Annotated in this window: 12 protein-coding genes; 9 read left to right on the forward strand and 3 right to left on the reverse strand. The window is 68.6% G+C overall.

What is annotated here, in order from left to right:
* Window positions 1-149: 149 nt before the first annotated feature.
* Complete coding sequence (locus tag GRC12_RS34815; RefSeq protein ID WP_208783916.1) at window positions 150-380, forward strand: hypothetical protein; 231 nt, start codon at window positions 150-152, stop codon at window positions 378-380.
* 34 nt (window positions 381-414) lie between these two features.
* Here GRC12_RS34815 and GRC12_RS34820 read toward each other — a convergent pair whose 3' ends face one another.
* Window positions 415-690, reverse strand: coding sequence for a DUF397 domain-containing protein (locus GRC12_RS34820; RefSeq protein ID WP_133047445.1), 276 nt, complete (start codon window positions 688-690; stop codon window positions 415-417).
* A 233-nt stretch (window positions 691-923) separates the two neighbouring features.
* On the opposite strand from GRC12_RS34820, the gene rpsO reads away from it, so the two are divergent.
* The 5 genes from rpsO (at window position 924) to GRC12_RS34845 (ending at window position 6,418) form a co-directional block, all read left to right on the forward strand.
* On the forward strand, window positions 924-1,211 hold the full coding sequence (rpsO, locus tag GRC12_RS34825; protein ID WP_133047446.1) for a 30S ribosomal protein S15: 288 nt from the start codon (window positions 924-926) through the stop codon (window positions 1,209-1,211).
* 337 nt (window positions 1,212-1,548) lie between these two features.
* A complete protein-coding gene (locus GRC12_RS34830) occupies window positions 1,549-3,774 on the forward strand; it encodes a polyribonucleotide nucleotidyltransferase (protein ID WP_208783918.1) in 2,226 nt (741 codons plus the stop codon).
* On the forward strand, window positions 3,771-5,150 hold the full coding sequence (locus GRC12_RS34835; protein WP_208783919.1) for a M16 family metallopeptidase: 1,380 nt from the start codon (window positions 3,771-3,773) through the stop codon (window positions 5,148-5,150). The genes GRC12_RS34830 and GRC12_RS34835 overlap by 4 nt, the downstream gene beginning before the upstream one ends.
* Window positions 5,151-5,205: 55 nt before the next feature.
* On the forward strand, window positions 5,206-5,958 hold the full coding sequence (dapB, locus tag GRC12_RS34840) for a 4-hydroxy-tetrahydrodipicolinate reductase (protein WP_208783920.1): 753 nt from the start codon (window positions 5,206-5,208) through the stop codon (window positions 5,956-5,958).
* A 7-nt stretch (window positions 5,959-5,965) separates the two neighbouring features.
* Entirely contained in the window at window positions 5,966-6,418 is a 453-nt protein-coding gene (locus GRC12_RS34845; protein ID WP_208783921.1) for a hypothetical protein, read from the forward strand.
* A gap of 79 nt (window positions 6,419-6,497) precedes the next feature.
* Here the strand turns inward: GRC12_RS34845 and GRC12_RS34850 are convergent, their stop codons facing one another.
* Window positions 6,498-7,052 carry a hypothetical protein gene (locus GRC12_RS34850; RefSeq protein ID WP_208783922.1) on the reverse strand — a complete coding sequence of 185 codons (555 nt, stop codon included), beginning with the start codon at window positions 7,050-7,052 and terminating at the stop codon, window positions 6,498-6,500.
* Window positions 7,053-7,142: 90 nt separating this feature from the next.
* Window positions 7,143-7,379, reverse strand: a complete 237-nt coding sequence (locus GRC12_RS34855) for a hypothetical protein (RefSeq protein WP_208783923.1) — start codon at window positions 7,377-7,379, stop codon at window positions 7,143-7,145.
* 201 nt (window positions 7,380-7,580) lie between these two features.
* On the opposite strand from GRC12_RS34855, the gene thyX reads away from it, so the two are divergent.
* The 3 genes from thyX to GRC12_RS34870 all read left to right on the forward strand — a co-directional run bounded on the left by thyX (window position 7,581) and on the right by GRC12_RS34870 (window position 11,263).
* Window positions 7,581-8,321: an FAD-dependent thymidylate synthase gene (gene thyX, locus GRC12_RS34860; protein WP_208783925.1), complete on the forward strand. Its 741-nt coding sequence runs from the start codon at window positions 7,581-7,583 to the stop codon at window positions 8,319-8,321.
* Between the two features lie 211 nt (window positions 8,322-8,532).
* Window positions 8,533-9,432 (forward strand): 4-hydroxy-tetrahydrodipicolinate synthase, encoded by a 900-nt coding sequence (gene dapA / locus GRC12_RS34865; protein ID WP_208783927.1) that lies wholly within the window; start codon window positions 8,533-8,535, stop codon window positions 9,430-9,432.
* Window positions 9,433-9,577: 145 nt separating this feature from the next.
* Complete coding sequence (locus GRC12_RS34870; RefSeq protein WP_208783929.1) at window positions 9,578-11,263, forward strand: ribonuclease J; 1,686 nt, start codon at window positions 9,578-9,580, stop codon at window positions 11,261-11,263.
* Window positions 11,264-11,800: the final 537 nt, after the last annotated feature.

Below are 11,800 nucleotides of genomic sequence, written 5' to 3' on the forward strand. Positions count from 1 at the left end.
CGTGTGGGGCGGTGGCGGGAAGGGGGCTGACGCGTCGCGCCGGGCGGACGGCCCCCAAGGGACGCTCGACGTACGGGAGACCGTCGAGAGGCGGCCCGCCGATCCCACCGGCAAGATGGCCGTCCGCTTGCGGCACCGACGCGTACGCCGTGGACGGCGGCCGGCGTCTGTGGCGTACGACGTCCACCGGCGCCTGCCAGGACATGGGCGCCGCCGGCGGGAACGCGCTGCTGGTTCGCCAGGAGTGCTGGAACGACGCCGCCCCGCTCGACTCCACCGACGCCGTCACCTCCAAGGCGCGCAAGCTCGACGGCCCCGGCAAGGGACAGCCGAAGTGGGTCTACCTCGCCTTCGGCATCGAGAGCATGGCCATCCGGTAGCTCTGCCGTCCGGTAGCTCTGCCGTCCGGTAGCTCTACGCCTCCGGCGACGGCTCCAGGTCGAACTCGCCGTCCCGGGCACCGAGCACGAAGGCCCGCCACTCCGCCTCCGTGTAGCGCAGCACGGTGTCCGGGTCGAGCGAGGAGCGCATGGCCACGGCACCGCCGGGAAGGTAGGCGATCTCGACCCGCTCCTCGTGCTCCTCGGTGCCGGGCGCGCCGTGCCACTCCGCGTCGGAGATGTCGAGCGCGTACAGCTCGTCGCGCTCCCGCTCCTTGCGCGCCTTGATCTGCTCTTCCGTCTCCGTCATGGGTCCCTTCCCGACGTACGAGAACGATCTGTACGGTCACCCTAGTGGCCGCCTCGGTCCGCCCTCCCCGGTTTCCACAGCCTCTTCCACAGGTGGCGAGGACGCCCCCGAGCTGCTGGTACCCTGATTGATGGCCGTGTGTGTACGGCCTTCCGCCTTGCGAGTAACAGAAGCTTCCCCGAGACGAAGACCGGGGGCACTCGGAGGCACTCTCTGACCATTGAGGAGTACGCGTGTCGCTCGACGCCGCCACGAAGAAGCAGATCATCTCCGAGTTCGGTACCCAGGAGGGTGACACCGGCTCCCCCGAGGTCCAGGTCGCCCTGCTGTCCCGTCGGATCTCCGACCTGACCGAGCACCTCAAGACCCACAAGCACGACCACCACTCCCGTCGTGGCCTGCTGATCCTCGTCGGTCAGCGCCGTCGCCTGCTGCAGTACCTGGCGAAGAAGGACATCCAGCGCTTCCGTGCGCTGGTCGACCGCCTCGGCATCCGCCGTGGTGCGGCGGGCGCCAAGTAAGACGCCGTGAGGGGAGCGGTTCCCGAAGCATCGGGGGCCGCTCCCTTTGCGTACGTACGGAAAGTACTGACGTGCGTGCGGAAACGTGCGGAGTGTCCCTCACGCTTTGTAGTGTGGTAGCACAACGCCATACGCACGACACGTAACGCCGTACGACACACAACGAGGAGAAGCGCGCCCAAGCCGCCGCCGGTCCTCGGTAGTGGCCCCCGGGAAGTGAACCCCGGGTGCTTCGATCGAAGACCGGCCCGCACCGCACGGAGCGCTTCTCCGCGACTGTCCCCCCGCCACACGGGCGAGGCGGGACAAAAGACGACAAGTAACGGAGAAAACGCTAGTGGAGAACGAGACCCACTACGCCGAGGCCGTCATCGACAACGGCTCCTTCGGCACCCGCACCATCCGCTTCGAGACGGGCCGCCTGGCCAAGCAGGCCGCCGGCTCCGCCGTGGCGTACCTGGACGACGACACCATGGTGCTGTCGGCCACCACCGCCTCCAAGAACCCCAAGGACCAGCTCGACTTCTTCCCCCTGACGGTGGACGTCGAGGAGCGGATGTACGCCGCCGGCAAGATCCCCGGCAGCTTCTTCCGCCGTGAGGGCCGGCCCAGCGAGGACGCGATCCTCACCTGCCGCCTCATCGACCGCCCGCTGCGCCCGTCCTTCAAGAAGGGCCTGCGCAACGAGATCCAGGTCGTCGCCACGATCATGGCCCTCAACCCCGACCACCTGTACGACGTCGTGGCGATCAACGCCGCCTCCGCGTCCACGCAGCTGGCCGGTCTGCCCTTCTCCGGCCCGATCGGCGGCGTCCGCGTCGCGCTGATCAACGGCCAGTGGGTCGCCTTCCCGACGCACACCGAGCTCGAGGACGCCGTCTTCGACATGGTCGTCGCCGGTCGCGTCCTGGAGGACGGCGACGTCGCGATCATGATGGTCGAGGCCGAGGCCACCGAGAAGACCATCCAGCTGGTCAAGGGCGGCGCCGAGGCGCCGACCGAGGAGGTCGTCGCCGCCGGTCTGGACGCCGCGAAGCCCTTCATCAAGGTGCTCTGCAAGGCCCAGGCCGACCTCGCCGCGAAGGCCGCCAAGCCGACCGCCGAGTTCCCGATCTTCCTCGACTACCAGGACGACGTCCTGGAGGCGCTGACCGCCGCCGTCAAGCCGGAGCTCGCCTCCGCGCTGACCATCGCGGGCAAGCAGGAGCGCGAGGCCGAGCTGGACCGCGTCAAGGGTCTGGCCGCCGAGAAGCTGCTGCCGGAGTTCGAGGGCCGCGAGAAGGAGATCTCCGCCGCGTACCGCTCGCTGACCAAGACCCTGGTCCGTGAGCGCGTCATCAAGGAGAAGAAGCGCATCGACGGCCGCGGTGTCACCGACATCCGCACCCTGGCCGCCGAGGTCGAGGCCATCCCGCGCGTGCACGGCTCGGCGCTGTTCGAGCGTGGCGAGACCCAGATCCTGGGCGTCACCACCCTGAACATGCTCCGCATGGAGCAGCAGCTGGACACCCTCTCCCCGGTGACCCGCAAGCGCTACATGCACAACTACAACTTCCCGCCGTACTCCACCGGCGAGACCGGCCGCGTCGGCTCCCCGAAGCGCCGCGAGATCGGCCACGGCGCCCTCGCCGAGCGCGCGCTCGTGCCGGTGCTGCCGACCCGCGAGGAGTTCCCCTACGCGATCCGTCAGGTGTCCGAGGCCCTCGGCTCCAACGGCTCGACGTCCATGGGCTCGGTCTGCGCCTCCACCATGTCGCTGCTGAACGCCGGTGTGCCGCTGAAGGCCCCCGTCGCCGGTATCGCCATGGGCCTGATCTCCCAGGAGATCGAGGGCGAGACGCACTACGTCACCCTCACCGACATCCTCGGTGCTGAGGACGCCTTCGGCGACATGGACTTCAAGGTCGCCGGCACCAAGGAGTTCGTGACCGCGCTCCAGCTCGACACCAAGCTGGACGGCATCCCCGCCTCCGTCCTGGCCGCCGCCCTGAAGCAGGCCCGTGACGCCCGCCTCCACATCCTCGACGTGATGATGGAAGCGATCGACACGCCGGACGAGATGTCCCCGAACGCCCCGCGGATCATCACCGTCAAGATCCCCGTGGACAAGATCGGTGAGGTCATCGGCCCCAAGGGCAAGATGATCAACCAGATCCAGGAGGACACCGGCGCCGAGATCACCATCGAGGACGACGGCACCATCTACATCGGCGCCGCCGACGGCCCGTCCGCCGAGGCCGCCCGTACGACCATCAACGGCATCGCCAACCCGACGATGCCCGAGGTCGGCGAGCGCTACCTGGGCACGGTCGTGAAGACGACGACGTTCGGCGCCTTCGTCTCCCTCCTGCCCGGCAAGGACGGTCTGCTGCACATCTCGCAGATCCGCAAGCTGGCCGGCGGCAAGCGCGTGGAGAACGTCGAGGACGTCCTCGGCGTGGGCCAGAAGGTCCAGGTCGAGATCGCCGAGATCGACTCCCGCGGCAAGCTCTCCCTCGTCCCCGTGATCGAGGGCGAAGAGGGCTCCGACGACGACGCGAAGAAGGACGACACCGACAAGTGACGTCGAGCAGCTCGACGGCGACGGCCCGCACCTCCACGGAGGCGCGGGCCGTCGCCCGTACCCAAACCCTGATCAAGGGCCAGAACGGCATCGGCACGGTCCGCAAGACCACCCTCCCGGGCGGCCTGCGCATCGTCACCGAGACGCTGCCCTCCGTCCGCTCCGCGACCTTCGGCATCTGGGCGCACGTCGGCTCCCGCGACGAGACCCCGGCGCTGAACGGTGCCACCCACTACCTCGAGCACCTGCTCTTCAAGGGCACCTCCAAGCGCAGCGCCCTGGACATCTCCTCCGCCCTCGACGCGGTAGGCGGCGAGATGAACGCGTTCACGGCGAAGGAGTACACGTGCTACTACGCGCGCGTGCTCGACGCCGACCTGCCGCTCGCCATAGACGTCGTCTGCGACATGCTCACCGGCTCGCTCATCCTCGAAGAGGACGTCAACGTCGAACGCGGCGCCATCCTCGAAGAGATCGCCATGACCGAGGACGACCCGGGCGACTGCGTGCACGACCTGTTCGCGCACACGATGTTCGGCGACAACCCCCTCGGCCGCCCCGTCCTCGGCACGGTCGACACCGTCAACGCCCTCACCGCCGACCGCATCCGCCGCTTCTACAAGAAGCACTACGACCCCACCCACCTGGTCGTGGCGGCCGCCGGCAACATCGACCACAACAAGGTCGTACGACAGGTCCGCGCCGCCTTCGAGAAGGCGGGCGCCCTCACCAACCTCGACGCCACGCCACTCGCCCCGCGCGACGGCAGGCGTGCCCTGCGCACCGCGGGCCGCGTCGAACTGCTCGGCCGCAAGACCGAGCAGGCGCACGTCGTCCTCGGCATGCCGGGCCTGGCCCGCACGGACGACCGGCGCTGGGCGCTCGGCGTGCTGAACACGGCCCTCGGCGGCGGCATGTCCTCCCGCCTGTTCCAGGAGGTCCGCGAGAAGCGCGGCCTGGCCTACAGCGTGTACTCGTACACCTCCGGCTTCGCCGACTGCGGCCTGTTCGGCGTGTACGCCGGCTGTCGGCCCTCCCAGGTGCACGACGTCCTGAAGATCTGCCGGGACGAGCTCGACCACGCGGCCGAGCACGGCCTGTCCGACGAGGAGATCGGCCGCGCCATCGGCCAGCTGAGGGGTTCGACCGTCCTCGGCCTGGAGGACACCGGCGCGCTGATGAACCGCATCGGCAAGAGCGAACTGTGCTGGGGCGAGCAGATGTCGGTGGACGACATGCTGGGCCGGATAGCGTCGGTCACCCCGGACGACGTCCGCTCGGTCGCCCGCGACATCCTGGGGAAGCGGCCCTCGCTGTCGGTCATCGGCCCGCTCAAGGACAAGCAGGCGTCCCGGCTGCACGACGCCGTCGCCTGATCCACCCGGATCGGCCTCGGCAACCACCTCGGTTCTCGGTTAAGGAAGCAAGAAGATGAGCAAGCTGCGCGTGGCGGTCCTGGGTGCCAGGGGCCGCATCGGTTCCGAGGCCGTACGGGCCGTCGAGGCGGCCGAGGACCTGGAGCTGGTGGCAGCCCTCGGCCGGGGCGACAAGCTGGAGACGCTTGCCGAGACCGGTACCCAGGTGGCGGTCGAACTGACCACACCGGACTCGGTGATGGCCAACCTCGACTACTGCGTGGGCCACGGCATCCACGCGGTGGTCGGCACCACCGGCTGGACCGACGAACGCCTCACGCGGCTGAAGGGCCGGCTCGCCGCCTCCCCGGAGACGGGCGTCCTCATCGCGCCCAACTTCTCCATCGGCGCCGTCCTGACCATGAAGTTCGCGCAGATCGCCGCGCCGTACTTCGAGTCGGTCGAGGTCGTCGAACTGCACCACCCGAAGAAGGTCGACGCCCCGTCGGGCACGGCCACCCGCACGGCCCAGCTCATCGCCGAGGCCCGGCGCACGGCGGGCACGGCCCCGGCGCCGGACGCCACGGAGACGGCCCTGGACGGCGCGCGCGGCGCCAGCGTCGACGGCATCCCCGTGCACGCCGTCCGCCTGCGCGGTCTCCTCGCCCACCAGGAGGTGCTGCTCGGCGGCGAGGGCGAGACCCTGACCATCCGCCACGACTCCCTCCACCACAGCAGCTTCATGCCGGGCATCCTGCTCGGCACGCGCCGCGTGGCGACCACCCCGGGCCTGACCTTCGGGCTGGAGCACTTCCTGGACCTGGGCTGACACCGCCATGCGCGCCAAGCTGTCCTACGCGATAACCGCCGCCGTCCTGGTCTTCTACTTCGTCCTGGTCGGCAGCCGCGGCGTCATGCTCATCGAGTCCGGCACGGTGGTGACCGTCACCTTCGGCGTGGCCGTGCTGATCCTGCCGGTCATCGGCCTGTGGTTCCTGTGGAAGAACACCCAGTTCGTCCGCAAGGCCAACCGGCTCGCCGCCGAACTCGACGCCGAGGGCGGCCTGCCCGTCGACGAGCTGAGGCGCACGCCGGGCGGCCGGATCGACCGCGACTCCGCCGACGAGGTCTTCGCCAAGCGCAAGGCCGAGACGGAGGCGGCCCCCGACGACTGGCGCAGCTGGTTCCGCCTCGCCGTCGCCTACCACGACGCCCGCGACACCCCGAGGGCACGCAAGGCGATGCAGCGGGCGATAGCCCTGCACGAGGGCAGGACGATCGAGTCCTAGTCTCCGCCGACGTACACGAAGGGGCCGGTCCGCGCATCTCGCGACCCGGCCCCTTCGTGCACGTACGACCGCCTTGGCGTCAGCCCCGCCGGTTCTCCGCGGCCCACGCCTCGATGGTGTCCGCCGCCCGGTCGAAGGATCCGGCCCGCCCCACGAAGTCGGCGTTGTGCGTCGTCATCAGCACCGGTGCGTCCTGCGCGGCCCGGTCCTTGCGCTGCAGGACCAGCGCCTGCCCCTGCACCGTCCGCGGCAGCCCCAGCCAGCGCACCGGCTGCTGCACCGTCCGCACGGCGACGACCTGCTCCCAGGCCGTCGTACGCGTGCTGACGAAACCGACGTGACGCAGACCCCGCGCGCTCACCCACACACCCATGCGCAGCAGCCGCAGGGCGCCCAGGATGACCATCAGCGCGATCCCGAGGATCACCCCGGCCTCCGACACCGACGCGGTGAGCGCGATCACGACGGCCGCGAACAGCACGAACGAGGCGAACAGCAGCGACAGCGCCGCCGTCCCCACACGCCACGGCCCGGGGCGGTAGGGGCGCCGCCAGCGGTCGCGGTCGTCGAAGGGCAGCGCGAGGTCGTCGGCTGTCTCGAAAGCGCGGTCGGCCGTCAGGAAGGGCAGGGGCACGGCTGGTCCTCACTCGATCCATGCGTGGGCTGTGCCCGGTGAGGTTATCCGCCTGTGTCCCCGCTCACCACTCTCGGGGGTCCGATGGAGTCAGTGCCCCTGGGATGCCTGTGACTGCTGAGCCGGTGAATGGCTGTCGGTCGACAGCGCCGGCATGCCCAGCACCAGCGAGCCCACGAGCGCGGCCACGATGGTCATCCCGAGCAGCCAACGCCCGGCTATCTGACCGGCGGACGCCCGCTCGCGCGGCGGGGGAGCGACATTGCTGCGAAACCTGTCGGCCTCCGCGACGAAGGCGAACGGAACGGGCTCGCGCCGACGAAACATGGCCGGTACCTCTCCTCTCGGAGTCGAATGAGTGACTGTCACTCACACAGACGGGCGAGTGCCCCAAAAGGTGCCCGGTTTCGCCGAATTCACAGAAATTCGCCGGCGTATGTCGCGACCCGGTACCGAACGCCCCGTTGTCAGTGCCGGGCCGTAGAGTGGGCGCCGCCCGAGAGACGTGATGGAAGGACCCTCCGAGCCGTGACCGACACCCCCGCCGACGACCTCAAGCCCAGCTTCCGCAGCGACGTCACCGTCGAGCTGGTCAAGCACAGCGCGGCCGACTCCGACGTGCTGTGGGCTGCCCGCGTCTCCACCGCCGGCGAGCAGTCCCTGGAGGAGCTGAACAAGGACCCGGAGCGCTCCAAGGGCCTGATCAACTACCTCATGCGGGACCGGCACGGCAGCCCCTTCGAGCACAACTCGATGACCTTCTTCATCAGCGCCCCGATCTTCGTCTTCCGCGAGTTCATGAGGCACCGGGTGGGGTGGTCGTATAACGAGGAGTCGGGTAGGTATCGCGAGCTTCAGCCGGTCTTCTACGTTCCCGGAGAGGACCGCAAGCTGGTCCAGCAGGGACGCCCCGGGAAGTACGAGTTCGTCCACGGCACTCCCGAACAGTACGGCGCCGTCACCGCCGCGATGGAGGAGTCGTACCGGCAGTCCTATGCCGCGTACCAGGAGATGCTGGCGGCCGGCGTCGCCCGCGAGGTCGCCCGCGCCACCCTGCCCGTGGGGCTCTTCTCCTCCATGTACGCCACCTGCAACGCGCGTTCGCTGATGCACTTCCTCGGGCTGCGAACCCAGCACGAGCTCGCGAAGGTGCCGTCCTTCCCGCAGCGGGAGATCGAGATGGTGGGCGAGAAGATGGAGGCGGAGTGGGCGAAGCTCATGCCGCTGACGTACGCCGCCTTCAATGCGAACGGGCGTGTGGCGCCGTGACGCACCCCCGTTCCCCGGCGGAGCACACATGTACGGGTCAGCCTCGCGAGGTGTCCCAATTGCGGCATTTGGCGAAGTTCATCTAGCCTGATCAAACGGACCCGGTACTGCTTGAACCCCCGAGCAGGCAGTACCGGGCTCCGCATTTGTCCGGACTTATCCCGCACCCCGAGGGCAGACCTCGTAATCAGCAGCGAGTAGCGTGTTACCCATGGCTCCGACCTCCACTCCGCAGACCCCCTTCGGGCGGGTCCTCACCGCCATGGTCACGCCCTTCACGGCGGACGGCGCACTCGACCTCGACGGCGCACAGCGGCTCGCCACCCACCTGGTGGACGCAGGCAACGACGGCCTGATCATCAACGGCACCACCGGAGAGTCCCCCACCACGAGCGACGCGGAGAAATCGGACCTCGTACGGGCGGTCCTGGAGGCGGTCGGCGACCGGGCCCACGTGGTCGCCGGCGTCGGCACGAACGACACCCACCACAGCATCGAGCTGGCACGCGAAGCCGAGCGGGTCGGCGCGCACGGCCTCCTGGTCGTCACCCCGTACTACAACAAGCCCCCGCAGGAGGGCCTGTACCGGCACTTCACGGCCGTCGCCGACACCACCGGCCTGCCGGTGATGCTCTACGACATCCCCGGCCGCAGCGGCGTCCCGATCAACACCGAGACGCTGGTCCGGCTCGCCGAGCACCCGCGCATCGTCGCCAACAAGGACGCCAAGGGCGACCTCGGCCGCGCGAGCTGGGCCATCGCGCGCTCCGGCCTCGCCTGGTACTCCGGCGACGACATGCTCAACCTGCCGCTGCTCTCCGTGGGCGCGGTCGGCTTCGTCTCGGTCGTCGGCCACGTCGTCACGCCCGACCTGCGGGCCCTCGTCGACGCCTTCGTCTCCGGCGACGTACAGAAGGCCACGGAGATCCACCAGAAGCTGCTCCCCGTCTACACGGGCATGTTCCGCACGCAGGGCGTCATGACGACAAAGGCAGCGCTCGCCCTCCAGGGGCTGCCCGCCGGGCCCCTGCGCGCCCCCATGGTCGAGTGCGCGCCGGAAGAGATCGAGCAGCTCAAGATCGATCTTGCCGCCGGCGGGGTACAGCTCTGACAACAGACTTGGCACCACCCAGGCTTCACAACTGAATAGGCAGGCCACCGGTTGCCTGCGTCCCACAACGACAACTGCTACACGCACGAACGTCACGCGCGCCACGTGCCCACCGGTACGTGGCGCGTGTGGTGAGGAGAGTCTTTTGAGTCATCCGCATCCTGAACTCGCCCCGCCCCCGCCGCTCGCCGAAGGCGGCCTAAGGGTCACCCCGCTCGGCGGTCTCGGTGAGATCGGCCGAAACATGACGGTCTTCGAGTACGGCGGCCGTCTCCTGATCGTCGACTGCGGAGTGCTCTTCCCCGAGGAGGAGCAGCCCGGAATCGACCTGATCCTGCCGGACTTCTCGTCCATCAGGGACCGCCTCGACGACATCGACGGCATCGTCCTCACGCACGGCCACGAGGACCACATCGGCGGTGTCCCCTTCCTGCTCCGCGAGAAGCCGGACATCCCGCTGATCGGCTCCAAGCTGACCCTCGCCCTGATCGAGGCCAAGCTCCAGGAGCACCGCATCCGCCCGTACACCCTCGAGGTGGCGGAGGGGAACCGCGAGCGCGTCGGCCCCTTCGACTGCGAGTTCATCGCGGTCAACCACTCCATCCCGGACGCGCTGGCCGTCGCCATCCGCACCCCGGCCGGCATGGTGGTCCACACCGGTGACTTCAAGATGGACCAGCTCCCGCTGGACAACCGCCTCACGGACCTCCACGCGTTCGCACGCCTGAGCGAGGAGGGCATCGACCTCCTGCTCACGGACTCCACGAACGCGGAAGTCCCCGGTTTCACCCCGCACGAGCGGGACATCTCCAACGTCCTGCGCCAGGTCTTCGGAAGCGCCCGCAAGCGGATCATCGTGGCGAGCTTCGCCAGCCACGTGCACCGCATCCAGCAGATCCTGGACGCGGCCCACGAGTACGGCCGCCGGGTCGCCTTCGTCGGCCGCTCGATGGTCCGCAACATGGGCATCGCCCGGGACCTCGGCTACCTCAAGGTCCCACCGGGCCTGGTCGTCGACGTCAAGACGCTCGACGACCTCCCCGACCACGAGGTGGTCCTGGTCTGCACGGGCTCCCAGGGCGAACCGATGGCGGCCCTGTCCCGCATGGCCAACCGCGACCACCAGATCCGCATCGTCGACGGCGACACGGTGATCCTGGCCTCTTCACTGATCCCGGGGAACGAGAACGCGGTCTACCGCGTGATCAACGGTCTGACCCGCTGGGGCGCCAACGTCGTCCACAAGGGCAACGCCAAGGTCCACGTCTCGGGCCACGCCTCGGCCGGCGAACTGCTGTACTTCTACAACATCTGCCGCCCGAAGAACCTGATGCCCGTGCACGGCGAATGGCGCCACCTGCGGGCGAACGCGGAACTCGGCGCGTTGACGGGCGTTCCACACGACCGGATCGTCATCGCCGAGGACGGCGTGGTGGTCGACCTCGTCGAGGGCAAGGCGAAGATCTCGGGCAAGGTGCAGGCGGGCTACGTGTACGTCGACGGGCTGTCCGTCGGCGATGTCGGCGAGCCGGCGCTGAAGGACCGCAAGATCCTCGGTGACGAGGGCATCATCTCGGTCTTCGTGGTGGTGGACTCCTCCACCGGCAAGATCAGCGGCGGACCGCACATCCAGGCCCGCGGCTCCGGCATCGAGGACTCCGCCTTCGGCGAGGTGATCCCGAAGATCACGGAGGTCCTGGAACGCTCGGCCCAGGACGGCGTCGTGGAGCCGCACCAGCTGCAGCAACTCATCCGCCGCACGCTCGGCAAGTGGGTCTCCGACACCTATCGCCGCAGGCCGATGATCCTCCCGGTCGTGGTGGACGTCTGACGCCTCGTGCGGGTGAACTAGGAGCGGGGCGCCTCGATTTGCATCGAGGCGCCCCGCTCCAGTACGTTTACGGCTCCGCCAGCAGGGGAACCCAGCCGCTTCATGCGTCGGGCAGACCCGTAGGGGCGGAAAAACCGACTCAGATCTTCTGATAAAGTCGGAATCGCCGGAAAGGAAACCGCGAAACAAAAGCGGGAACCTGGAAAGCACCGAGGAAATCGGATCGGAAAACGGTCTGATAGAGTCGGAGACGCAAGACCGAAGGGAAGCGCCCGGAGGAAAGCCCGGAAGGGTGAGTACGAAGGAAGCGTCCGTTCCTTGAGAACTCAACAGCGTGCCAAAAATCAACGCCAGATATGTTGATACCCCGTTCCCGGCCGGTTTCGGTCCGGGGCGAGGTTCCTTTGAAAAAACACAGCGAGGACGCTGTGAACCACTGGATCATTCCTCCGGTGGTTCCGCTCTCGTGGTGTTGCACCGGATATCCGGTAAACATTCACGGAGAGTTTGATCCTGGCTCAGGACGAACGCTGGCGG

This window comes from Streptomyces griseorubiginosus (assembly GCF_017614965.1).
Classification (GTDB): domain Bacteria; phylum Actinomycetota; class Actinomycetes; order Streptomycetales; family Streptomycetaceae; genus Streptomyces; species Streptomyces griseorubiginosus_B.